General features: G+C 74.2%; 15 protein-coding genes. 5 read left to right on the top strand and 10 right to left on the bottom strand.

The features are described from left to right. Window positions 1-16: 16 nt before the first annotated feature. From mmsB to rph, 7 genes are all read right to left on the bottom strand, one after another. Window positions 17-1264, bottom strand: a complete 1248-nt coding sequence (gene mmsB / locus BAW75_RS05915) for a multiple monosaccharide ABC transporter permease (protein WP_043323303.1) — start codon at window positions 1262-1264, stop codon at window positions 17-19. After that, window positions 1261-2799, bottom strand: coding sequence for a multiple monosaccharide ABC transporter ATP-binding protein (mmsA, locus tag BAW75_RS05910; protein WP_104112900.1), 1539 nt, complete (start codon window positions 2797-2799; stop codon window positions 1261-1263). The genes mmsB and mmsA overlap by 4 nt, the downstream gene beginning before the upstream one ends. A gap of 83 nt (window positions 2800-2882) precedes the next feature. Next, a complete protein-coding gene (gene chvE, locus BAW75_RS05905) occupies window positions 2883-4022 on the bottom strand; it encodes a multiple monosaccharide ABC transporter substrate-binding protein (RefSeq protein WP_043323299.1) in 1140 nt (379 codons plus the stop codon). 195 nt (window positions 4023-4217) lie between these two features. After that, a complete protein-coding gene (locus BAW75_RS05900) occupies window positions 4218-5570 on the bottom strand; it encodes a glycoside hydrolase family 10 protein (RefSeq protein WP_104112899.1) in 1353 nt (450 codons plus the stop codon). Between the two features lie 171 nt (window positions 5571-5741). Continuing rightward, window positions 5742-6836 (bottom strand): oxidoreductase, encoded by a 1095-nt coding sequence (locus BAW75_RS05895; RefSeq protein WP_104112898.1) that lies wholly within the window; start codon window positions 6834-6836, stop codon window positions 5742-5744. Between the two features lie 42 nt (window positions 6837-6878). Beyond that, the gene (locus BAW75_RS05890; protein WP_069088436.1) at window positions 6879-7247 is read right to left on the bottom strand and encodes a MerR family transcriptional regulator; all 369 of its coding nucleotides are present in this window, start codon (window positions 7245-7247) and stop codon (window positions 6879-6881) included. Window positions 7248-7295: 48 nt separating this feature from the next. Continuing rightward, on the bottom strand, window positions 7296-9887 hold the full coding sequence (gene rph / locus BAW75_RS05885) for a rifamycin-inactivating phosphotransferase (protein WP_104112897.1): 2592 nt from the start codon (window positions 9885-9887) through the stop codon (window positions 7296-7298). Window positions 9888-10198: 311 nt separating this feature from the next. Between rph and BAW75_RS05880 the strand changes: the two genes are divergently transcribed. Both BAW75_RS05880 and BAW75_RS05875 read left to right on the top strand, forming a co-directional pair. Beyond that, entirely contained in the window at window positions 10199-14353 is a 4155-nt protein-coding gene (locus tag BAW75_RS05880; RefSeq protein ID WP_104112896.1) for a SpoIIE family protein phosphatase, read from the top strand. Then, window positions 14350-14649 (top strand): STAS domain-containing protein, encoded by a 300-nt coding sequence (locus BAW75_RS05875; protein WP_043323291.1) that lies wholly within the window; start codon window positions 14350-14352, stop codon window positions 14647-14649. The genes BAW75_RS05880 and BAW75_RS05875 overlap by 4 nt, the downstream gene beginning before the upstream one ends. A gap of 49 nt (window positions 14650-14698) precedes the next feature. On the opposite strand, the gene BAW75_RS05870 is transcribed toward BAW75_RS05875, so the two are convergent. Continuing rightward, on the bottom strand, window positions 14699-15580 hold the full coding sequence (locus tag BAW75_RS05870) for a universal stress protein (RefSeq protein WP_064445613.1): 882 nt from the start codon (window positions 15578-15580) through the stop codon (window positions 14699-14701). A gap of 19 nt (window positions 15581-15599) precedes the next feature. Then, complete coding sequence (locus tag BAW75_RS05865) at window positions 15600-18272, bottom strand: cation-translocating P-type ATPase (RefSeq protein ID WP_244206018.1); 2673 nt, start codon at window positions 18270-18272, stop codon at window positions 15600-15602. A 110-nt stretch (window positions 18273-18382) separates the two neighbouring features. Here BAW75_RS05865 and BAW75_RS05860 point away from each other — a divergent pair, with 110 nt between their 5' ends. From BAW75_RS05860 to BAW75_RS05850, 3 genes are all read left to right on the top strand, one after another. Further along, a complete protein-coding gene (locus BAW75_RS05860; protein ID WP_244206017.1) occupies window positions 18383-19195 on the top strand; it encodes a hypothetical protein in 813 nt (270 codons plus the stop codon). Between the two features lie 74 nt (window positions 19196-19269). Further along, window positions 19270-19743, top strand: coding sequence for a hypothetical protein (locus tag BAW75_RS05855; RefSeq protein ID WP_104112895.1), 474 nt, complete (start codon window positions 19270-19272; stop codon window positions 19741-19743). A 76-nt stretch (window positions 19744-19819) separates the two neighbouring features. Continuing rightward, window positions 19820-21037, top strand: a complete 1218-nt coding sequence (locus BAW75_RS05850; RefSeq protein ID WP_104112894.1) for an MFS transporter — start codon at window positions 19820-19822, stop codon at window positions 21035-21037. Here the strand turns inward: BAW75_RS05850 and BAW75_RS05845 are convergent. Continuing rightward, window positions 20965-23739 carry a helix-turn-helix transcriptional regulator gene (locus BAW75_RS05845; protein ID WP_104112893.1) on the bottom strand — a complete coding sequence of 925 codons (2775 nt, stop codon included), beginning with the start codon at window positions 23737-23739 and terminating at the stop codon, window positions 20965-20967. The genes BAW75_RS05850 and BAW75_RS05845 overlap by 73 nt on opposite strands. Window positions 23740-23753 lie beyond the last annotated feature (14 nt).

Raw genomic sequence — 23753 nt, 5'->3', positions numbered from 1 at the left:
AGCGTCCGGCCGGCCGTCACCGGGCGCCGGCCGCCCGGCGCTTGTTCCAGATGTCGAACGCCACCGCCACGAGCAGGACGAGACCCTTCACCACCGACTGGACGGACTGGTCGACGCCCATGAGCTGCATCCCGTTGCTCATCACCGCCATGATCAGGCCACCCACCATGGCGCCGACCACCGTGCCGACCCCGCCGGTGACCGCCGCGCCGCCGATGAAGGCGGCCGCGATCGCGTCCAGCTCGAACATGTTGCCGGCGGCCGGCTGGGCGCCGTTGGACCGGGACGAGTAGATCACGCCCGCCACGGCGGACAGGAAGCCCATGTTGACGAAGATCCAGAAGTTGACCCGCTTCACCCGGACGCCGGACAGCATCGCCGCGGGCAGGTTGCCGCCGATCGCGTACACCTGCCGGCCGAACACGGTACGGCGGGTGAGCAGGCCGTAGATCAGCACCAGCACGGCCAGCACGATGAGCACGATCGGCAGGCCGCGGGCGTTGGCGAGCTGCCAGGCGAACCACATGACCACGGCGCCGACCACCACGATCCGCAGGACGAACAGCGGGAACGACTCCACCGGCTGCTCGTGGCGCACCCGGGCGACGCGGGTCCGGAACACGGCCACCGCGTACCCGACGACGGCGAACGCGCCGATGAACAGCGTGAAGGCGTCGTAGCCCTCGCCGCCCAGCAGTCCGTTGAGGAAGCCGGCGGCGACCCGCTGGTACTCCTCGGGGAACGGCGACAGCGAGATGTTGTCCAGCACCCGCAGCGTGAGGCCGCGGAACAGGAGCATGCCGGCCAGGGTGACGATGAAGGCCGGGATCCCGGCGTACGCGACCCAGAGGCCGTGCCACGCGCCGACCGCGACGCCCACCGCGAGCGCGGCCAGCACGCCGGCCCACCAGGGCATGCCCTCCCGGATGACGAGCACCGCGGAGACCGCTCCGGTGAGCGCCACCACCGATCCCACGGACAGGTCGATGTGGCCGCCGATGATCACGATGACCATGCCGATCGCGAGCACCAGGATGTAGGAGTACTGGAGCACGATGTTGGTCAGGTTGCCGGGGCTGAGCGAGACACCGTCGGTGAGGACCGCGAACAGCGCGACGATCACCACCAGGGCGATGTAGATGCCGCTCTGCCGCAGGTTGCCGAGGATCAGCGTGCGCGGGTCGCTGGTGCCGGTGTGCAGGCTCGCGGCCGCGCCGGTGTCGGGCGCGGCGACCTTCTGGGGCGTGGGCTTCGTGCTGGTCATCGGACGAGATCCCTGTCCTTGGTCATGAGTTCCATCAGGTTCTCCTGGGTGGCCTCGCGCACCGGCATCTCCCCGGTGATCCGGCCGGCCGCGAGGGTGTAGACGCGGTCGCACATGCCGAGCAGCTCGGGCAGTTCGGAGGAGATGAGGACCACCGCCTTGCCCTCGGCCACCAGCCGGTTGACGATCGTGTAGATCTCGAACTTCGCGCCGACGTCGATGCCCCGGGTCGGCTCGTCGAGGATCAGCACGTCCGGGTCGGTGAACAGCCACTTCGCCAGCACGACCTTCTGCTGGTTGCCGCCGGAGAGCTTGCCCACCACCGACATCACGGTCGGGGCCTTGATGTTCATGTCGCGCCGTCCCTGCTCGGCGACCTGGATCTCCCGGTTGCCGTCGATCCAGCCGTTGCGGGCGAGCTTGTCGAGCGCGGCGGCCGAGATGTTGCCCCGGACGTCGTCGATGAGGTTGAGGCCGTAGTGCTTGCGGTCCTCGGTGGCGTACGCGATGCCGTTGGCGATCGCCTCGGCCACCGTGCGCGCCCGTACCTCGCGGCCCTTGACGTACAGGCGGCCGCTGATGTCGCGGCCGTAGGCGCGGCCGAACACGCTCATGGCCAGCTCGGTGCGCCCGGCGCCCATCAGGCCGGCGATGCCGACGACCTCACCGGCGCGCACGTGCAGCGAGGCCCGGTCGACCACCAGGCGGTCCTGTGTCGGGTGCCGCACCGTCCAGTCCTCGATCCGCAGCACCTCCTCGCCGGGGGTCACGTCGCGGGTCGGGTAGAAGGTGGCCAGGTCGCGCCCGACCATGCCGCGGATGATCCGGTCCTGGGTCGCAGCGCCGTCGGCCATGTCGAGCGTCTCGACGGTACGGCCGTCGCGGATGACGGTGGTCGAGTCGGCGATCGCCGTGATCTCACCGAGCTTGTGCGAGATCATGATGCAGGTGATGCCCTGGTCGCGGAGGCTGCGCATCAGGTCGAGCAGGTGCGCCGAGTCGACGTCGTTGAGCGCCGCTGTGGGCTCGTCGAGGATCAGCAGCCGCACCTTCTTGGACAGCGCCTTGGCGATCTCCACCAGCTGCTGCTTGCCGACGCCCAGCTGGATGACCGGGGTGACCGGGTTCTCGTGCAGCCCGACCGACCGCAGCAGCGCCGCGGCCTCGGCGTTGGTGCGGTGCCAGTCGATGAGCCCGCCGCGGCCCCGGCGCTCGTTACCGAGGAAGATGTTCTCGGCGATCGACAGGTACGGCACCAACGCGAGTTCCTGGTGGATGATGACGATGCCGCGCGCTTCGCTGTCCTGGATGCCCCGGAAGCCGACCTGCTCGCCGTCCAAGACGATCTGGCCGTCGTAGCTGCCCGCCGGGTAGACCCCGGACAGCACCTTCATCAGGGTGGACTTGCCGGCGCCGTTCTCGCCGCAGATCGCGTGGATCTCGCCGCGCCGTACGGCGAGCGAGACGTCCTGCAGCGCGGTGACCCCGGGGAAGGTCTTCGTGATGCCACGCATCTCGAGGATGTGGTCGCTCATGGGTATCCGTCCTGCTCGTGGTCGTGGTGTCCGGAGCGGGGCGGGCCCGGTGGCGTACCGCGCCACCGGGCCCGCCGGCCGGATCAGCCGGCTCGGCCGGCCGCGACCTCCTGCTCGGTCAGGTAACCGGAGTCGATCAGGACGGACTTGATGTCCTCCTTGTAGACCGTCTGGACCGGCAGCAGGAATGCGGGCACGACCTTGACGCCGTTGTTGTACGCCTTGGTCTCGTTGGCCTTCGGCTCCTCCTTGCGCAGGAACGCCTCGGCGGCGATCACCGCCTGCTCGGCCAGCAGCCGGGTGTCCTTGAACACGGTGGAGCTCTGCACGCCGTCGTTGATGAGCTTGACGGACGCGACCTCGGCGTCCTGCCCGGTCACCACCGGCATCTTCTTGGCGCCGCCGCGGTAACCGGCGTTCTGCAGGGCGGTGATGATGCCCCGGGAGAGGCCGTCGAAGGGCGACAGCACGCCGTCGACCTTGCTGCCGTCGTTGTAGCTGGAGGTGAGCAGGTCCTCCATCCGCTTCTGCGCGGTCTCCTGCTGCCAGCGCAGGATGGCGGCCTGCTCGATCTTGGTCTGCCCCGACTTGACCTTCAGCGTCCCGGCGTCGAAGTACGGCTTGAGCGTGTCCATCGCGCCGTTGAAGAAGAAGCCGGCGTTGTTGTCGTCGAGCGAGCCGGCGAACAGCTCCACGTTGAACGGGCCGGTCGCGGCGCCCTTGGACCCGTCCTTGTTGAGCAGGCCGAGGCCGACCAGGAGCGCGTTGGCCTGGGCCACGCCCACCTTGTAGTTGTCGAAGCTGACGTAGAAGCTGACGTTGGGGCTGTTACGGATGAGCCGGTCGTAGGAGATGACCGGGATCTTCGCGGCCGCGGCGGCCTGGAGCTGGCCGCTGAGCGCGGTGCCGTCGATCGGGGCGATGACCAGCACGTCCGCGCCCTGGGTGATCATCTGGTCGATCTGCTGCGACTGGGTGGGGATGTCGTCCCCGGCGTACTGCAGGTCGACCTTGTAGCCCTTGGCCTGCAACTTCTCCTTCACCGAGTTGCCGTCGGCGATCCACCGTTCCGAGGTCTGGGTCGGCATCGAGACGCCGATCGTCAGGTCGCCGGGCTTGGCGGAGCTGGTGTCCGAGCCGCCTCCGGCGCCCTCGCCGCTGCACGCGGCCAGGCTGATCGCGAGCGCGGCGCCGCTGACTGCGGCCAGGATTCGTCTGCGCACGAGCGTCCTCTCCCCTCCGTGGGCCCCTGTGACACAGGTAACCGTCACGGCGAGTGTTAACGCTCACAAGTTGCCCCGTCAACCAATCGCGCGAAATGTGCATGTCTCTTTCTTGTAACAGAGACGGCGCTCCAGGTAGGACGCGACCGGACGTCGCGGGGGCGGCACGTCGTACCGCCCCCGCGACGCCTGAGCTCAGGAGGCAGAGCAGGTGGGCGTCATGCCCGATCCGCTTCCGTTGCCCTGGAACCCGAACTCGGCACTCTGGCCGGCGCCGAGCTGGCCGTTGTAGTCGACGTTCGTGAACCGCACCGTGCCGCTGTTACCGCTCGCGGTGGCGCTCCAGGTGTTTGTGACGCTCGCGCCGCCCGGCAGCGTCATGGTGACGGTCCATCCCCGGGTGCCCGACGAGCCGGCTGTCACCTTCACGTTGGCGACGAAGCCACCGGTCCAGGAGTTCAGCGTCACCGAGGCCGTACACCCGCCCTGACCCGGCGGTGGCGTGGTCGGGTTGTTCGGTGGCGGGGTCGTGGTCGGCGGCGGGTTGTTCCCGCCCGCGTTGAGCGCGTCGAGCACGGCGTTGTACGCCGCCTTCTTGTTGCCCGAGCAGTCGAACAGCAGCGCGTTGTCCGAGCCGCGCCACGAGTCGCAGTCCCGCACGCCCCACACCGTGATGCCGGTGCAGCGCGACACCGCCAGGCAGGCCCGGGTGACGGCGGCGTAGATGTTCGCCTGGTTGCCGCCGGTCATCACGTCCAGCTCGGTGATCTGGACCTCCACGCCGAGGTCCGCGAACCGCTGGAGGTTGGCCTGGTAGTCCCCGGGGATCGTGGTGCCCAGGTGCGACTGGAAGCCGACGCAGTCGATCGGCACGCCACGCGACTTGAAGTCGCGCACCATGTTGTAGATGCCGGTCGACTTCGCGTTGATGCCGTCGGTGTTGTAGTCGTTGTAGCAGAGCTTCGCGCCCGGGTCGGCGGCGCGGGCGGCCCGGAACGCGGCCTCGATCCAGTCGTTGCCGGTGCGCTGCAGGTTCGAGTCACGGCGCCCGCCGCTGCCGCCGTCGGCGAACGCCTCGTTCACCACGTCCCAGGCGTAGATCTGCCCCCGGAAGTGGGTGGCGACCTGGGTGACGTGATTGATCGCGGCGTTGCGCAGCGAACTGCCGGACAGACCCTGCGCCCACGACGGCTGCTGCTGGTGCCAGAGCAGCGCGTGCCCGCGCACCGACATCCCGTTCGCGCGGGCGTGGCTGACCAGCCGGTCGCCACCGCTGTAGTTGAACCGCCCCTGCTGCGGCTCGGTGGCGTCCCACTTCATCTCGTTCTCGGCCACCACGGAGTTGAACTCGCGGTTCAGCACCGTGGCGTACGTGTTGTCGGACAGCTTGTTGGTGGCGACCGCAGCGCCGAAGTAGCGGCCCTTCTCGGCCGCCGCCGCGCGCAGCGTGGTGCCGGCGCTCGCGGCCGGCGCCAGGGCCACCGCCATGCCGGCGGCGAGCGCGCCGGCCAGGATGCCGGTGGTCAGCAAGGCTCTCTTTCGTCTCATGCGGATTCCTCTTCCGGGGGTTACGCGATGGTGGTGGTGCGACTCCCCCGACTCCGCGTCCGGTGACGGTGTCGGGGTACGACCAGCGCGGCTCGCCCGGTGAGCCTTGCGGCGCTCATGCCCTGCCATCGACTGTGAGCGATAACATCCCCCGGCGTCAACCCCTGGCGCCTACGGATAGACGTCCTCGTGCGCCTTGCGGTAGTCGACGATCTCGTCCAGCCGGCCGGCCGCGGCGTGCGTCACCCAGGCCGGGTTGCCGAGCAGCGCGCGGCCCAGCGCGACCAGGTCGAACTCCCCATCCGCCAGCCGCGCGGCCAGGCCCGCCACCGACTCCGGGCCGCCCGCGCGCAGGAAGTCCCGGCGCAGCCCGACCGAGCCGACGGTGATCGACGGCAGACCGGTGAGACGCTTCGCCCAGCCGGCCAGGTTCAGCGGCGAGCCGGGGAACGCCGGCTCCCAGAAGCGACGCTGCGAGGCGTGCAGCACATCCGCGCCGGCCTCGGCGAACGCGCCGAGGATCCGCGCCAGCTCGGCCGGGGTCTCGGCGATCCGCGCGTCGAACGCCCGCTCCTTGAACTGGGAGAACCGCACGATCACCGGCCGGTGTGCCGGGACCTGCTCGCGCACCGCGCGGACCACGGCCGCCGGGAACGCCGCCCGCCGCGCCGGGGAGCCACCGAACGCGTCGGTCCGGCGGTTCGTGTACGGCCACAGGAACTCGTCCAGCAGGTAACCGTGCGCGGCGTGGATCTCGACCGCGTCGAACCCGGCCCGGACCGCCACCCCTGCCGCGTCCGCGTACGCCGCCAGCAGGACGTCCGCGTCGGCGGCGGTCATCGCGTGCGGCGCGGGGCGGCCCGGCTCGCGTACCCCCGCGGGGGTCCACGCCGGAGCGCCGTCCACCGGCTCGCGCAGGCTGCCCAGGTGCCACAGCTGCGCGGCGATCCGGCCGCCGGCGGCGTGCACCGCCTCGACCACGCCGCGCCAGCCGGCCTCGGCCGCGCCGGGAGTCATCCGTGGCACGGTGTCCTCGTGGCCGGCGCTGGGATGGTCCACCAGCACGCCCTCGGTGACGATCAGGCCGACGCCCGCCGCGGCGCGGCGCCGGTAGTACTCGGCCATCTCCGGCGTCGGCACGCCGCCGGGCGCGCGGTTACGGGTCATCGGCGCCATCACGAAGCGGGACGGCAACGACAGGCCGGCGACGGTGACCGGCTCCAGCAGCGGCGTCACCGGCGATGCGGTGTCCAGAGTCGCGTTCATGACCCGACGCTAGGAGTTGACACCGGTGTCAACTGCAAGCGCTCAGGCGGCCGGATCCCGGGTGTCCTCGGTCACTGTCATGTCGGCCACCACGTCGTCGAGCACCGCGACGGCGTGCGCGAGCCGTGCCATCTCGGCGGTCATCCGGGCCCGTTCCTCGCGCAGCCGGTCGGTCAGCCACGAGGTGCGGATCTCCGGATCGGTCACGCAGGGCAGCAGCTCGGCCATCCGGCGACTGCTCAGCCCGGCGTCGAACAGCCGCTGGATGAGCCGGACCCGGTCCACCGCCGACTCGGCGAAGACCCGCTGGCCGCTCGGCGTGCGCAGGGCGGCGAGCAGGCCCTGCTGCTCGTAGTACCGGATGGACCGGGCGCTGACCCCGGTACGCGCCGACAGCTCCCCGATCCGCATCGCGCCTCCCCGCTCGCCGGACCTCCATCATCGAGCATGCCGCGCCGGTCAGGACAGCAGCTCGACGTACCCGTCGGTGCCGTGCACGCGGATCCGCCCGCCGTCGGGGATCAGCCGGGTCGCGTCCGGCACCGCCACGACCGCGGGCAGGCCGTACTCGCGGGCGATCACCGCGCCGTGCGTCATCAGGCCGCCGATCTCCGTCACCAGTCCCGCGACTGCGACGAACAGCGGCGTCCAGCTCGGGTCGGTGTACGCGGTGACGAGGATGTCGCCCGGCTCCACGTCGGCCCGGGTCAGGTCCGTCACGACCCGCGCCCGCCCCTCGACCACGCCGGCCGAGACCGCCAGCCCGGCCAGGGCGCCCGGCGGCACGTCGTCGCGCCGGTACGAGCCGTTGAGGGCCTCGCCGTCGGAGGTGAGCACCCGGGGCGGGGTGAGCGCCTGGTGCGCCCGGAACTCCTCGCGGCGCCGCCGGATCAGCCCGGCGTCGGCCCGCCCGGTGGCCGCGACCTCGCGGAACTCGTCGAAGGTGAGGAAGAAGACGTCCTCCGGACCGGCGAGCACACCGGCGCGCGCCAGCCGGTCCGCCTCGGCCATGAGCGCCTGCTTGTAGACGGCGTAGCGGCTCACGATGTCGTACTTCGGGTACTCGCGGTAGCCGGCGAACGTGCGTACCCGGTCGATCATGCGTTGCGTCTCGGCGGCCTTGCGCTCACCGTCGGGCAGCGCGCGCAGGCGGTCCAGCACCTCCCGGGCCTTCGCCTCGGCCCGCTCCCGGCCCTCGGCGAAGCGGCGGGCGGCAGCGCCCGGGGTGAAGGTGCGGACGTTGTCCAGGATCAGCGGCACGAGCGTGGCCGGGCGCTCGCTCCACCGTGGCCGGGTGATGTCGATCTCGCCGACGCAGCGCATGCCGTACCGGTCCAGGTAGCCATCGACGGCCGCGCGCGCCTCGACGCCGCCGGGCAGCTTCGGCAGCTCGTCCAGGAACCCGTCGCCGGCGTCCCGCAGGAACGCCACCACCTCGGGGTACGGCCGGATCACGTCGGCCACGTCGAGCAGCGCCAGCCCCATCTCGGCGGTGACGTTGCCGGGCGCGGACAGCGTGAGCGTGTCGGCGGCGTCGCGTTCGCCGAGCCACTCCCCCAGCTTGTCGTTGAGCCACCAGGCGACCTGCATCCCGGCCATGATCACCTGGGCGCTCACCGGATCGGTGAGCACCCGCTTGTGCTCGGCGAACGCCTCGATCAGGAAGTCGAACAGCTCCGGTCCGCTGCGGCCCTCGATGTCGCGGCGCAGGGCGGCGACGGACGCCCGGCTGCGCGCGACGAGGCCGGTGACGATTGCCGGATCGGTGTCGATCGCCGGCGGCGGCCCACCCGCGGGCGGGCCGGCCGGGGCCGGGTCCGGCGCGGCCGGTACGACGTCGCGGGCGAGGACCGTCTCCAGCGCGTCCCGGGTGAGCGGGTCGGCCCGGCCGATCATGCCCAGGAACGCGGTACGGCCCGCCGGGGTGGCCAGGTGCGGTGTGGCGTCGACGAACAGCCGGCCGCCCGCCTCGTGCATCGGCGCCATGGCGGTCAGCCGCCACATCGACAGGCCCAGCGGCTTCATCGCGTCGGTCATCATCTGCTGGTGGCCGACCGACAGGTAGACGTGGAACGTCCCGTCGGCGGCGGCAGCCGGCACCGGGAACAGCGTGGTGATCGGCCGGCTCTGCAGGATGTGGACGTCGTCCCCGGTCACCGCCCACTCGACGTCCTGCGGGCAGCCGAAGTACGCCTCGACCCGCCGGCCCAGCGCGGCGAGGCGTACCGCCTGCGCGTCGGTCAGCGCCGGCTGGGCCTGCCGCGCCGGGTCGACGGGCGCCTGCCGGGTGCCGCCGCCGGGCGCCGCGTGCACGGCCCGTGACTTCGCGCCGATCCGCCGGCCGACGACAGCGCCGTCGCGCACCGTGAACACGTCCGGGTTCACCAGGCCGGAGACCAGGGCCTCGCCCAGCCCGAAGCCCGCCTCCACCGAGACCACCCGCCGGTCGCCGGTGACCGGGTCGGCGGTGAACAGAACCCCGGCGGCGTCCGGGAAGACCATCCGCTGCACCACCACCGCCATGTCCACGGCGCGGTCGTCGATGCCGTGGCGCCGCCGGTAGGTCACCGCCCGGTCGGTGAACAGCGAGGCCCAGCAGCGGCTGACGTGCCGCAGCACCTCGGCCGTGCCGACCACGTTGAGGTAGGTGTCCTGCTGGCCGGCGAACGAGGCGTCCGGCAGGTCCTCCGCGGTAGCGCTGGAGCGCACCGCGTACGCGGCGTCCGCCCCGAGCGCGGCCAGCGCGGCGGTGACCGCCGCCGCGACGTCGCCGGGCAGGGCGGTCCGCTCGACGGCGCGACGGACCTCGGCGGCGGCCGTGCGCAGCGCCGCCGGGTCGTCCGCGTCCGCGCGGGCCAGCCGGTCCAGCGGGCCGGCCAGCGCCGGCGTCCGCGCCACCAGCCGGAAGGCGTCCGTCGTCACGCAGAAACCCCTGGGTACGCGCACCCCGTCGATCCGCGTCAGCGCCCCCAGGTGCGCGCCCTTGCCGCCGACCGCGGCGATCCGCGCCTCGTCCACCTCGTGCAGTTGCCACACGTACCGTCCGGTCATGCCGTGCCCCCGTTTTCGCAGCTCAACCCGCATCGGCCGATGATTCTGCGGCATCACCGGGGCCTTGCGGCAAGACCCGGGGTGCGATATACATTGATAGTGGCAAGGAGATCGGTCTCCTTGCCTTTCGTTATGCCGCAGCCTTTCGTTTTGCCGCACCACGAACCCCTGCCCTGACCCGCCGCCGTCACGTGAGTCAGATCTCCCCGCCCCGGGTGGAGTGCCGGGGGCGCGACGGGGCAAGAAGCGACAACGAGGCCGCGACGCGGCCCGGACGAGCGGGATCGGACGGGGTGGGGGAGACTCGGGCGATGAGCGGCGCTGACACCGACCCGCGTACGCGCGCCGACGTCTTCGCCGTCGACGGTGAGATCGGGCCGGACCTGGCCCGCGTCGACTGGTCCGCGCACCCGCTCGGGCCGCCGGACACGTGGCCGCAGAGCCTGCGGACCTCGGTGCGGATCCTGCTGTCCTCCCGGTTCCCGATGTGGATGGCCTGGGGACCGCAGCTGACGTTCTTCTGCAACGCCGCATACCGGCGGGACACGCTCGGCCGCAAGTACCCGTGGGCGCTGGGCCGCCCGGCGAACGAGGTGTGGACCGAGATCTGGGACGACATCGGTCCCCGCGTCGACACCGTGCTGCGCACCGGCGAGGCGACCTGGGACGAGGGACTGCTGCTGTTCCTGGAGCGGGCCGGCTACCGGGAGGAGACGTACCACACGTTCTCCTACAGCCCGCTGCGCGACGACGACGGCAGCCTCGTCGGGATGCTCTGCGTGGTCAGCGAGGACACCGAGCGGGTCATCGGCGAGCGGCGGATGGCCACGCTGCGCGACCTCGGCTCGGACCCGAGCGTCATCCGCACCGAGCAGGAGACGCTCACGTTCGTCAGCCGCCAGCTGGCCCGCAACCCGCAGGATTTGCCGTTCACGCTCACCTACCTGTACGACCGCGACGGCGACGCCCGGCTGGCGGAGGCGACCGGGCTGCCGGCCGGTCACCCGGCGGCCCCGGCCACGCTGTCCCTCACCGACCCCGCCGCCCCGTGGCCGGCCGGCGCCCTCACCGAGGGCGACCCGGTACGGGTGACGCTCGACGGCCCGGCCTTCGCGGACCTGCCCGCGGGTGTCTGGCCCGCCCCGCCGGCCGAGGCCCTGCTGGTGCCGCTTCGGCAGCAGGGCGGCGCGCCGTACGGGTTCCTGGTGGCGGGACTCAACCGTTACCGGGCGCTGGACGACGGCTACCGCGGTTTCGTGGAGCTGACCGCCGGGCACCTGGCGACCGGAATCGCGAGCGCCCGCAGCTATCAGGCGCAGCAGCGGCGGGCCGAGGAGCTCGCCGAGCTGGACCGCGCCAAGACCGCCTTCTTCTCCAACATCAGTCACGAGTTCCGCACCCCGCTCACGTTGATCATGGGGCCGGTGGACGAGCTGCGCGGCCGGCTGCACGACGCCGACGAGCGGGTCCGCACGGAGCTGGACGTCATCCGCCGCAACGGGCTGCGCCTGGGCAAGCTGGTCAACAGCCTGCTCGACTTCTCCCGCATCGAGGCGGGCCGGATGCAGGCCCGCTACGAGCCGGTGGATCTGGCCGCGGTGACCGCCGACCTGGCCAGCGTCTTCCGGTCGGCGATCGAGCGCGCCGGCCTCTCCTTCGAGGTCGACTGCGCGCCCCTGCCCGAGCCGGTGCACGTGGATCGGGGCATGTGGGAGAAGGTGGTGCTCAACCTGCTCAGCAACGCGCTGAAGTTCACCTTCGACGGGACGGTGCGGGTGCGGATGGACGCCGAGCACGGGATGGCCGTGCTGCGGATCTCCGACACCGGCATCGGCGTCCCGGCCGAGGAGATGCCGCGCCTGTTCGAGCGGTTCCACCGCATCGAGAACGCCCGGTCCCGCTCCGGCGAGGGCAGCGGCATCGGCCTCGCCCTGGTCAAGGAACTGGTCTCGCTGCACGGCGGCGACATCGACGCGGACAGCGCCGTGGGCCGCGGCACAACCTTCACCGTCCGGTTGCCGTTCGGCACCGCTCACCTGCCCGCCGACGCGCTCACCCCGGCTGGCGCCGGCCGGGCGCCCGGGTCGGCCGAGCCGTTCGTGCAGGAGGCGCTGCGCTGGCTGCCCGCCGACCCGGGCGCCGTCGTCGGCGAGGACGGGCCCGCCGCCACGGACGGCCCGGTGCATCCGCTGCCCGGCGGCGCGCCGGCCCGCGTCCTGGTGGCCGACGACAACGCCGACATGCGGGAGTACCTCACCCGGCTGCTGCGCTCGGCCGGACACGAGGTGCACACGGTCGCCGACGGGCGTGCCGCGCTGGACGCCGCCCGCGCGCAGACGCCCGACCTGGTGGTCAGCGACGTGATGATGCCCCGGCTCGACGGCCTGCAACTGGTGGCCGCGTTGCGCGCCGATCCCCGTACGGCCGGCACCCCGGTGCTGCTGCTGTCCGCCCGCGCCGGCCAGGAGGCCTCGATCGAAGGGCTGGAGGCCGGCGCCGACGACTACCTGGTCAAGCCGTTCCCGGCCGCCGAGCGCCTGGCCCGCGTACGCGCCAACGTGGAGCTGGCGCGGCTGCGCAACCACCACGCGCGTTGGCGCACCGCGCTCGTCGACTCGCTGCAGGAGGCGTTCTTCGTCTGCGACGAGAACGGCGCCGTGGTCGAGATCAACGCGGCGTTCACCGACGTCCTCGGCTACGGGACCGAGGGCCTGCCCTATCCGCCGGTACAGCCGTGGTGGCCGGACCAGGAGGCCGAACCGGACGCGCACCGTCAGGTGGCCGCCGCGTTCTCGAGGCTGGTCGGCCAGTCCCGCGGCACCTACACCGTGCCGGTGACCCATCGCGACGGGCACCGGATCTGGATCTCTGCCGCGTTCAACCAGGTGGACGACCCGGACAGCGGCCGGCGGATGATCGTGGGCACGTTCCGTGACGTCACCGCCGAGCACTACGCGGTCCAGCGGGAGACCGCCCTGGCCGGGCTCGGCATGCGCCTGTCCCGGGCCGACGACCTCGCCGACGCGCTGCACGGCGTGCTGGACGAGCTGCGCAAGCTGTGGCGGGCCGCGGGCGTGCTCACCGCCGTCTTCGGTGACCTGCCCACCCCCGACGTGACCGGCACCGACCCGGCGGCCCGGTGGGCGACGCTGCCCGCCAAACGCCGGCAGGCGTTGCTCGCGCTGCGCGACACCCCGCTGCTGACGCCGGTGGCGACACGCCGACACGGCGCCGGCATCGCAGTCGAGCACCCGCACGGCACCATGGCGCTCTGGATCGACCTGGGCGAGAAGCGGCCCTTCACCGAGCAGGACCAGACCCTGCTGGCGCTGCTGGCCGGCCACATCGGTCAGGGGCTGCACCGGGTGCACCAGATCGACCAGCAGCGGGAGACCGCGCTGGCCCTGCAACGGGCGATCCTCGGCCCGGCGCAACTGCCCGCCGGCTTCGCCGTGCGGTACGCCCCCGCCGCGGTGCCGCTGAAGGTCGGCGGCGACTGGTACGACACGGTGGAGCTGCCGGACGGGCGCATCGGCATCGTCGTCGGCGACTGCGTGGGACACGGGCTGCGGGCCGCCACCGTGATGGGGCAGCTGCGCAGCGCGTGCCGCGCCCTGCTGTTGCAGGACCCCAGCCCGGCCCGGACGCTGGCGGCGCTGGACCGGTTCGCCGCGCTGCTTCCCGGCGCGTCCTGCGCCACCGTCTTCTGCGGCGTCCTCGACCCGGTCACCGGCCTGATGCGCTACTCCAGCGCCGGTCACCCGCCGGCCATCGTGGTCGGCGCCGACGGCACTCCCCAGCTCCTGCAGCACGGCCGGTCCCGGCCGCTGGCCGTCCGCGCGGGTGAGGAACGACCGGAGGCGGAGGCCACGGTGCCGCCGCGCGCCACCCTGATGCTCTACACCGACGGTCTGGTGGAACGCCGCCGCCAGCCGATCACCGTCGGCATCGCCCGCGCCACCGACGCCATCCAGCAGGGCCACCACGCGCCGGTGGAGGTGCTCGCCACCGAGATCATGGATCGGCTCACGCCCGACGGCGGCTACCACGACGACGTGGCGCTGCTGCTCTACCGCCATCCCGGGCCGCTGGAGCTGGAGTTCCCGGCCGAGTCGACGCGGCTGGCCGAGGTGCGTACCGCGCTGCGAGGATGGCTGGACCGTTGCGGGCTGGCCCCGGCCCACGCCTACAACATCCTGGTGGCGGCGGGCGAGGCGTGCGCCAACGCGATCGAGCACGGGCACCGCGACAACCCCGGCGGGCGGATCCGGCTGCGCGCCGCCGCCACCGCGAACAACCTGCGCCTGAGCGTGACCGACAGCGGTCACTGGCGGGAGCGCGAGCAACCCCCCGATCCGCACCGCGGCCGGGGGCTCGTGCTCATGCGCGCGCTGATGGACAGCATCAGCGTCACTCCGGGAGCGACCGGCACCACCGTCGACATGCAGGCGAGGATCACCGCATGAGCGCGTCCCTGACTCTCACCACGAGCGACCGTCCCGACGGCGTCCGCGTGCTGACCGCCGTCGGCGAGATCGACATGAGCAACGCATCCTCGTTCGCCGACGCGCTGGCCGAGGGGGTACGGCCCGAGGGCGAACCCCTGGTCGTGGACCTCACGAAGGTCGAGTACCTGGACAGCGCCGGGCTGGCCGCGCTGTTCCCGCACGCCGACCGGATCGCGCTGGTCGCCGGTCCGCTGCTGGAGCCGCTGCTGACCATCTCCGGGCTGGCCGACCTCACCACGGTCCGCCGCGCCTGACGCCGTCGCGGCGTCAGGCGCTGTCGCGGAAACAGGCGCTGTCGCGGAGTCAGGCGGCGTCGCGGACGATCACCAGCGGCGAGTGGGCGTGGTGCAGCACGGCGTGGCTGACCGAGCCGAGCAGCAGCCCGCCCAACGCGCCACGGCCGTGCGCCCCGACCACCACCAGCTGGGCGTCCTTCGACTCCTCGACCAGCACCCGGGCCGGGGCTCCGCGGATGGACCGCTGCCGCACCGGCACGTCGGGGTAACGCTGCGACCAGCCGGCGACAGACTCGGCGACGACGCGCCGGGACTCCTCGGCGAGCGCCTCCGGGTCGTACACCAGGGGCAGGATGTCGCCGGGACCCATCGGGGTGGGGTACAGCCAGGCGTGCACCACGATCAGCGAGGCGCCCCGGCGGGCGGCTTCCTCGTACGCGAACCCGACCGCCGCGGTGGACAGCTCGGAGCCGTCCACGCCGACCACGACCGGGCCGTCGGCGCGTGCCTCGCCGCGCGTCACCAGCACCGGGCAGTGGGCGCGGGCGGACACCTGGAGCGTGACCGAGCCGATGAGCAGGCCGGCGAAGCCGCCCAGGCCGCGGTGTCCGAGCACGATCAGCGCGGCGTCGCGGGACTCGGCGACCAGCACCGCAGCCGGCGCGCCGTCGACCACCACGCCGGTGACCGGTACGTCCGGCGCGACCTTGCCGGCCTCGGCGACCGCCTCGGCGACGCACCGTTCGGCCTGGTTGCGCAGGCCGGCGCCGGCGGGCGCGCCCGGGGCCGGGGTGAGCGGCGCGCGGGTCAGCGGCCAGATGAACGCGTGCACCACCTGCAGCGGCCGGTTCCGGTCGGCGGCCTCGCGGGCGGCGACCCGGACCGCGTCCAGGGCGGTGGCCGATCCGTCCACGCCCACCACGACGGGGGCCTGCGAGTGGATTGTCATGACGCCTCCTTCACTGTCCTCAGCCTGCCCGTCCGGCGGCCGGCCGGGCAGGGTCCTGGGTCCCGGCGCGATGGCCGTCGGTCCCGTCGGCCGTGCGGCGGGTCAGCCGCAGCACCAGCCCGGGCAGGACGCCGATCGCGGCGCAGGCGAGCAGGTCGAGCGCGCTCAGCGGGGACGTGCCGAGCAGCTCGCGCAGCGGCGGCAGCAGCACGCCGGCGACCTGGAGGACCGCGGAGATCGCGACCGCCACCGGCAGGGCGCGGTTGTGCTCCCGCGAGCCGGGCGCCCGGGTCGCGCGGACGGCCAGCGCCACGCCGAGCTGGGCGAGGCCGAGCACCACGAAGACCACCGACTGCCACGGCCGGTCCGCCGCGGCGGCCCACACGCCGGCGCCGAGCGTCGCGGCGGCGATGAGCGCGCCGGTGACCAGCACGTCCCGGCCGAGGCCGCCGCCGAGCACGGACTCCTGCGGCGAGCGGGGACGGCGGCGCAGCGTGCCCGGCTCGGCCGGCTCCGCGCCCAGCGCCACCCCGGGTACGCCGTGGGTGAGCAGGTTGATCCAGAGGATCTGCGCCGGCAGCAGCGGCACCGGCAGGCCGACCAGCGGTCCGAGCAGCATCACCGCGATCTCGGCGACCCCGCCGGCGAGCGCGTAGCGCAGGAACCGGCGGATGTTGTCGTAGATCCGGCGGCCCTCGCCGATGGCGGTCGCCACGGTGGTCAGGTCGTCGTCGACGAGCACCAGGTCGGCGGCCTGCCGGGCGACCTCGGTGCCGCCGCCCATCGCCACGCCGATGTCCGCCCGGCGCAGCGCCGGGGCGTCGTTGACGCCGTCGCCGGTCATCGCCACGACATGTCCCCGGTCCTGAAGGCCGGCGATGATGTCGAGCTTCTGCTCTGGCTGGGTCCGCGCGTACACCCGGGTGTCGGGGTGGGCGCCGCCCGGGTCGCCGTCGTCGCCGTTGGCGAGCGGGTCGCCGTCGCGCCAGAGCCCGAGCCGGCCGCCGATGGCGGCGGCCGTCGCCGGGTGGTCGCCGGTGATCAGGACCAGCCGGATGCCGGCCTGCTCGAAGCCCGCCGCGATGCCGGGTGCCGCCGTGCGCAGCGGGTCGCCGACCGCGACCAGGCCCAGCGGGCGCAGGCCGGTCGGCCGGGCCGGGTCCGGCAGCGTGTCGACCACGGCCGAGGCCACCGCCAGCACCCGCAGCCCTTCGGCGGCGAGCCGGTGCGCGGCATCGGTCAGCTCGGCCAGCTCCTCGGCGTCGGCGTCCATCAGCGGCGGGGCCAGCAGGTTCTCCGGCGCGCCCTTGCAGACCACGAGGTAGCGCCCGTCGCAGCGGCGGTGCACGGTGGTCATCCGGCGCAGGTCCTGGTCGAACGGGGCCTCCGCGACCCGGGGCCAGGCCTCGCGGGTGGTCTCCGGATCCAGACCGCAGCGAGCCGCGAACGTGACGAGCGCGGCCTCCAGCGGGTCGCCGATCGCTGTCCATTCCGGCCGTTCGCCGGTCGGCGGGGTCAGCGTGGCGTCGTTGCAGAGCAGCCCGGCGCGGGCGAGGGCGCGCAGCTCGTCCGGGGCGCTCACCGGCTCGCCCCGGTGGCGCACCTCGCCGTCGGGCGCGTAGCCGGTGCCGGTCACGGCGTAGCGGTCGCGGCCGGGCACGACCGCGTGCTGCACGGCCATCCGGCCCTCGGTGAGCGTGCCGGTCTTGTCGGAGGCGATCACGGTGACCGACCCGAGGGTCTCCACCGCGTGCAGCCGCCGGGGAATGGCCCGGCTGCCGGCCATCCGGCGTGCGCCCAGGGCGAGCGCGAGCGTGACGACGGCGGGCAGCGACTCCGGTACGGCCGCCACCACGAGGCTCACCGCGGTGACCGCCATCTGCGTGACCGGGCGTCTGTCGAACACGCCGAGCGCGAAGACCAGCCCGGAGAGCACCACGGCGGTCAGCCCGAGCACCCGGCCGAGCGAGGACAGGCGGCGTTGCAGCGGGGTGGGCGCCGGGCGGGTCGCCGCGACCAGGGCGCTGATGCGGCCCAGCGCGCTCGCCGCGCCGGTGCGTACCACGGTCCCGGTGGCGCGGCCGGTGGTGACCACCGTGCCGGCGCTCGCCTCCTCCCCCGCTACCCGGGTCACCGCCACCGACTCACCGGTGAGCGCCGACTCGTCCAGGCTGAGCCGTACCGCGTCGGTGAGGTCCAGATCGGCGGGCACCACGTCGCCGGCCTCCAGCCGGACCAGATCGCCCCGGACCAGGTCGGCGGCGGGGAGCACGAGGTCACGGCCGTCGCGGACCACCCGCGCGGTCGGCGCCGCGAGCCGGTCCAGCGCCGCCACCGCCCGGTCGGCGCGTACCTCCTGCACCACGCCGATCGCCGTGTTGATCAGGACGACCAGCACGATCACCGCGGTGTCGGGGTAGTCGCGCAGCAGCGTGGTCACCACGGCGGCGGCCAGCAGCAGCGCCACCAGCGGATCGGTGAGCTGACGGAAGATCCGGCCGGCCAGCCCGCGCTTGCGTGGCGCGGCCACCGTGTTCGGCCCGTCGGCGCGCAGCCGGGCAGCCGCCTCGGCCGAGCCGAGCCCGGTCGCGGGGGCCGGAGAGATCTCGGTGGGCGTCACCGTGCCCTGCCCGCCGTTGATCACCACATTGCCCTCCATGTCGTCGCCGCCCGCGCCGGGCACTCCCAGCATGCCGGGTGCGCGGGCGCGGCTCGCAGGGCCGAGGGCCTGTCGGACCCGGGACCAACGGCCCCCGCGGTACGGGGCAGCGCGGCGTCCGACTCGTCGGTAACGTCCGTGCGGTGAACCGGACACGCAGCGCCGCCGCCCCGACACCTCCGTCCCGTCACCGGCCGGTCCGCTGGGCGCTCGCGGTGCTCCTGCTCGCGTCGGTCGGATGCGGAAGGGGATTCGGCGAGGAGAGCGGCGACGAACTGGCGCGCGACGTCGCGGCGGCGGAGGCGAAGCAGCTCAACACGGAGCTGGGGCACCGCAACCGGGTCCGCGACGCCGGGTCGATCGCGGCGGCCGAGATCGTCCAGCAGCCGCAGGGCACCGCGTCGGGCGATGACGAGACCGTCCGGCGGGAGGCCCTGGCCTGGTCCGGCCGCACCGCCAGAGACGAGCGGGCCACCGTCGACGTGCGGTTCGTGGTGACGGTGCCGGAACGACCGCCGGTGTCGGTCGGCGGCGCGAGCAACAGCGCCGGCGACGCCACCCGCTGCTACCGGTACGAGTTCCAGCTCTACCGCTACACGACGTACCACGAGATCGACTGTCCGAGCGGGGCCGCGCCCTCGCCACCCACCGCCGCGCCGGTACCGAAGGTGCCCGAGGACGGGCGGCAGCGGCTCACCGCCGTGCTGCGTACCGCCACCCCGGACACCCTTGCCGGCGCGGTGCGGGCGGCGTTCCCGCAGGACTGGATCACCGTCGACACGACGGTGCACGAGGGCGCGCTCGTCGCCGCCGTCGGCGTACCGGCCGAACGGGACTGCCTCCTGCTCGTCCGCACCCCGGCCGGGAAGATCGAGGCTCCCGGGTACGACCGGATCTGGCTGGAGCCGGGCGAGACCGGCTGCCGGACGGGCCTGTACGTCTCGCCGCCGCGCTGAGACACCGGCCCGGTTTGCCGCGCGACGGCCGGAGGGCTGACCTTCTCGGGCCCGTGTCAATGTAGCGTTGACGAGTGAGCCTGGCCGGCCTGTCCGAGATCGCCGCGGCCCGGGTCCGGCTGGACGACCGCGAGCTGGACCTGATCGACCGGGCCCGGCACGACGGCGCCACCTGGGCCGACATCGCGCGGGCGCTGGGCCTGGGCAGCCGGCAGGCCGCCGAGCAGCGCCGGCAGCGTCTCGCGGCGGCCCGGCGGGCCCGCGTGACCCGGCTCGACCCGACCGGCTCCCCCGACCTGCCCATGCTGCGGGCGGCGGTCGCCGACCTGCGCCGCTGGATCGAGACGGACCGCGCGTGGGACGGGCGCTTCCCCCGCGCGGCGTTGACGCGCCGCACCTGCGCGCTCGCGCTCGACGCCCCTGCCGGGCCGCTGTACGCGCTGGCCGCGCACCTAGCCGACGATCTCGCCGGGGCCGGACTCCGGCTGCCGCCTCCGGTACGCGCCGCCGCCGGGCGCATCACGGCGACACTGTCAACAAGACATTGACGTAGCCCCGAAGTGTTGCCACGCCCCGGCTCACGTCCCGAGGATGAGTCCTCCAGGCTCAACTCTCGGGGGACCCATGCGCCGCAACGCCGTCCTGTTCGTGGCCGTCTCGCTGCTGTCCGGCCTGGGCGGCAGCGCCATGGCCCTGGTCTCCGGCATCTGGATCCTGGACCTGACCGGCTCCACCGGGCTCGCGGCGCTGGCCGGTCTCTGCGTCTACGCCCCGACGCTGGCCGGCCCCTGGCTCGGCGGCCTGCTCGACCGGGTCCCCCGGCGGCCCCTGGTGGTCGGCGTCAACCTCGCTCTCGCCGGCGCGCTGCTGAGCCTGCTGGCGGTGCGCGGGCCCGGCCAGGCGTGGCTGATCTACGCCGTCTCGCTCGCCTACGGGATCGGATACGTGCTCGTCGACGCCGGCGAGACCGCGCTGCTGCCCGCCGCGCTCCCCCCGGCCCGGCTGGCCGACGTCAACGGCTGGCGGTCGAGCGCGCAGGAGGGCGTGAAGCTGGTGGCGCCGCTGGCCGGCGCGGGACTGTACGCGTGGCGGGGCGGGCACGTCGTCGCGGTGCTCGCCGCCGTCGTACCGGTGCTCGTGGCAGCCCTGTACGGCGCGTTACGCCTGGCCCGGGCGGCGTCCGCTCCCCCGACCGCACCCGCGGTGGGGCTGCGGGCCGGGCTGACCGCGCTCCTGGCCCGGCGGGCGGTACGCGTGCCGGTGGCGCTCGCGGCGGCGTCCATCGCGATGTCCGGCTTCACCACCGCGGCGCTGTACGACGTGGTGGTGACCGGCCTCGGGCTGCCGTCCACCTTCCTCGGTGTGCTGGCCGGCGCGCAGGGTGGCGGATCGCTGCTCGCCGGGCTGGTCGTCGGCCGGCTCGTCCGCCGCCACGGCGAGATCACGGTGGGGGTCGCCGGCGCGGTCCTGTTCGCGGCCGGCTGTCTGGGACGCTGCCTGCCGTGGTGGCCGGGCACGGTCGCCGCCTCGGTGGTGATCGGCGTCGGTCTGCCGTGGACGCTCGTCGCGGCGGTCACCGCCGTGCAGACGTACACGCCGCGGGAGATGCTCGGGCGGGTCGCCGGGACGGCGAACACGGTGATGTTCGGCCCGATCACGCTGGCCATCCCGCTCGGGTCGGCGGCGGTCGCGGTCGGCGGCCGGCCGCCGCTGGTACTCGCCGCCGTGGCGTGCCTGGCCGCGGCAAAGGCGGCCGCCCGGCCGGGTCGTCAGCCCGCGGCCGGCGGGCCGGACAGGTGGCGGATCAGCTCCGGCCGGGAGCGCAGCCGAAGCTTCCGGTAGACGTTGCCGAGGTGGTACTCGACGGTCTTCGGCGACAGGAAGACCCGGGCCGCGATCTCCCGGTTCGTCAGGCCCTCCGCCACGTGCAGGGCGATCAGGCGTTCCTGGCCGGTCAGCCGGTCGACGGTCCGGTCGCCGGGCTCGGGCGGCCGCCGGCCGGTGGCGTCGATCTCGGTGCGGCACCGCCGCGCCCAGCCCTGCGCGCCGAGCGCCTCGAACAACCGCAGCGCGGCGTGCAACTGGACCCGCGCGTCCCGGCGGCGCCGGGCCCGGCGCAGCCGCTGCCCGTAGCTGAGCAGCGTCCGGGCCCGTTCCAGCGGGACGACGGCGGGATCGCACCGGGCCAGCGCCGCCGCGAAGACCTCGTCCAGGTCCGGTTCGCCGGCGAGCAGGCTCTCGACGCGCGCGGCGGCGGCGCGGGCGGCGGCACCGCCGGCCCCGGCCAGGTCGCGCAGCCGCCGCGCCGACCGCTGCGGGTCGGACAGGTGCGCGTACGCCTCGGCCAGCTCGGCCGCGACGGGCAGCCACCCCGGTTCGGCGATGCCGCCGTCGCGCTGGGCCCGGCGGACCCGTTCCAGCTCGGTCACGGCGTCCTGCCAGCGCGCCCCCACCGCCGCCGCGATCCCGGTGGCGTAGCGGAGCCGGACCTCGATCTCCCGGAACTCGCCCGGCAGGAGCCGGCGGGCGTCCTCGACGTGCGTGAGCGCCTCCGGCTCCTCGCCGAGCAGCGCCTCCACCAAGGCCAGCGCGGCCAGCGCCTCCGCCCGCAGCACCGGAAGCGCCACCTGCTCGGCGATCCGGACCGCCTCGGCGGCGGCCTGGTACGCCGCGTGCAGCCGGCCGGTGCGCCACTCCAGCCCGGCGAGCCGGGGCAGGGCGTACGCCAGCAGGAACACGTCGTCTGCGGCGCGGGCCCGGTCGATCTCCGGTTCCAGCAGCGCCCGCGCGGTGTCGTGGTCCCCGAGCCAGCAGAACACCTCGGCCAGCTCCGCCGCCGAGCCGTCGGCGTGGCCGGCGCAGGCGGCGACCAGGGCACGGGCCGACGCGACCCCTTCGGGCAGCCCGGCCAGCACCTGTGCCGCGGCCAGCCGGATCGGGCCCTTCGGCCAGGTCGCGCCCGCGTCCGCGGCGGCCAGCTCGGCCACCCGCGCGCACAGCGGCACCATGCCGGTGACGTCCAGCCGCGCCCAGAACTGGTTGACGCGGGCGCTCATCAGCCGGGCCGCGCCGAGCGGATCCGCTTGCGCGTACGCCTGCGCGTCGGCCAGGTACGCCTCGGCGCCCGCCGTGTCACCGTGCTGCTGCGCCAGGTGGGCGAGCAACGGCTTGACCCGGCAGCGCAGGTCGGCGCGCCGGGTCAGTCCGATCGCCTCCTCTCCCAGCGTGATCGCGTGCCGGCTCGCGCCGGCGTTGGCCCAGGCGCGCGACGCGGCGGCAAGCCGGGACGCGCGTACGTCCGGGTCCGGGGTGAGACGGGCGGACCGTTCGTAGGCGCGGGCCTCGGCCACCACGCCGCCCCGGCGTTGCGCCCGCTCGGCGGAGTCGGCCAGCAACGCGGCGACGCCCTCGTCGGGCACGGTGGTGGCGGCCGCGAGATGCCAGGCCCGGCGGTCGGCGGTGTCGTCGCCGGTGAGCGCGGCGGCCACCGCCAGGTGAGCGGCCCGCCGCCGGCCGGGGCCGGCGACCGAGTGCACCGCGGCGCGGGTCAGCGGATGGCGGAACGTCACCTCACGGTCGGTCACCCGGATCAGCCCGGCGTCGACCGCCGGGTCCAGCACGCCCAGGCGCAGCCCGTCCGCCACCAGGACCCGCTCCAGCAGCGCCGGGGTGGTGACCTCGGTGACCGCGCAGGCGACGAGCGCACGCCAGGTGTCGTCGGGCAGCCCGCGGGCGTGCGCCAGGACGGTCGTCTCGATGCGTTCGACGAGCACGAGAGGCTCCCGCAGCGGCAGCCACCCGTTGCGGTGCTCCTCGGACAGCGTCGCCGGCAGCTCGGTCAGCGCGAGCGGGTTGCCGGCGGTGGCCGCGACCAGGTCGGCGGCCACCCGGCGGTCCAGGCCGGCGCGCATGGCGAGCCGGATCGCGTCGTCGCGCGCCAGACCGGTCAGCGGCAGCTCCGGCAGGCCGGGCGCGGGGAACGCGGGGGCGTCGCGGGCCGCGAAGACGACGGCGACCCGGTCCGCGAGCAGCCGCCGGGCGGTGAACAGCAACGCCTCGGCGGAGGCCGGGTCGATCCAGTGCGCGTCGTCGACCAGGCAGAGCACCGGCGTGTCCTCGGCCGCCGTCGTGAGCAGGCTCAGCGTCGCCACGTACGCGGCGAGCCGGTTGACCGGACGGGAACTGCCGTCGATGGCGAATACGGTACGCAGCGCGTCGGCCTGCTGCGCGGGCAGATCGCCGAGCCGGTGCAGCAGTGGCCGCGCCAGTTGGTGCAGCGCGGAGAACGGCAGGTCCGCCTCGAACGGCGCGCCGGTGGCGTGCAGCACCCGCATCCCGGTGGACCGGGCGGCACAGTGCTGCAGCAGCGCCGTCTTGCCCACGCCTGCCGCACCGCGCAGCACCAGGGCGCCGCCGTGACCGTCGACCGCGTCGGCCAGCAGCGCGCCGAGCCGCCGGCACTCGTCGGCGCGCCCGAGCAGGGCGTCATCACCGGTGTCCGTGGCCGTGCCGACGGCACCGGCCGGCGCCGGACCGCTGCCCATGACCGCACGCTAGC

This window comes from Micromonospora chalcea (genome assembly GCF_002926165.1).
Classification (GTDB): domain Bacteria; phylum Actinomycetota; class Actinomycetes; order Mycobacteriales; family Micromonosporaceae; genus Micromonospora; species Micromonospora chalcea.
Note: the sequence above shows the minus strand (reverse complement) of the source record. Positions and strands in the feature narration are given on the sequence as shown.

What these genes read in the sequence shown, in the direction of transcription:
- BAW75_RS05845 (WP_104112893.1), bottom strand. Translation starts at nt 23,739, where the DNA reads ATGGGCAGCGGTCCGGCGCCGGCCGGTGCCGTCGGCACGGCCACGGAC.
- BAW75_RS05865 (WP_244206018.1), bottom strand. Translation starts at nt 18,272, where the DNA reads ATGCTGGGAGTGCCCGGCGCGGGCGGCGACGACATGGAGGGCAATGTG.
- BAW75_RS05875 (WP_043323291.1), top strand. Translation starts at nt 14,350, where the DNA reads ATGAGCGCGTCCCTGACTCTCACCACGAGCGACCGTCCCGACGGCGTC.
- BAW75_RS05900 (WP_104112899.1), bottom strand. Translation starts at nt 5,570, where the DNA reads ATGAGACGAAAGAGAGCCTTGCTGACCACCGGCATCCTGGCCGGCGCG.
- BAW75_RS05880 (WP_104112896.1), top strand. Translation starts at nt 10,199, where the DNA reads ATGAGCGGCGCTGACACCGACCCGCGTACGCGCGCCGACGTCTTCGCC.
- BAW75_RS05890 (WP_069088436.1), bottom strand. Translation starts at nt 7,247, where the DNA reads ATGCGGATCGGGGAGCTGTCGGCGCGTACCGGGGTCAGCGCCCGGTCC.
- mmsB (WP_043323303.1), bottom strand. Translation starts at nt 1,264, where the DNA reads ATGACCAGCACGAAGCCCACGCCCCAGAAGGTCGCCGCGCCCGACACC.
- mmsA (WP_104112900.1), bottom strand. Translation starts at nt 2,799, where the DNA reads ATGAGCGACCACATCCTCGAGATGCGTGGCATCACGAAGACCTTCCCC.
- BAW75_RS05895 (WP_104112898.1), bottom strand. Translation starts at nt 6,836, where the DNA reads ATGAACGCGACTCTGGACACCGCATCGCCGGTGACGCCGCTGCTGGAG.
- BAW75_RS05870 (WP_064445613.1), bottom strand. Translation starts at nt 15,580, where the DNA reads ATGACAATCCACTCGCAGGCCCCCGTCGTGGTGGGCGTGGACGGATCG.
- BAW75_RS05850 (WP_104112894.1), top strand. Translation starts at nt 19,820, where the DNA reads ATGCGCCGCAACGCCGTCCTGTTCGTGGCCGTCTCGCTGCTGTCCGGC.
- rph (WP_104112897.1), bottom strand. Translation starts at nt 9,887, where the DNA reads ATGACCGGACGGTACGTGTGGCAACTGCACGAGGTGGACGAGGCGCGG.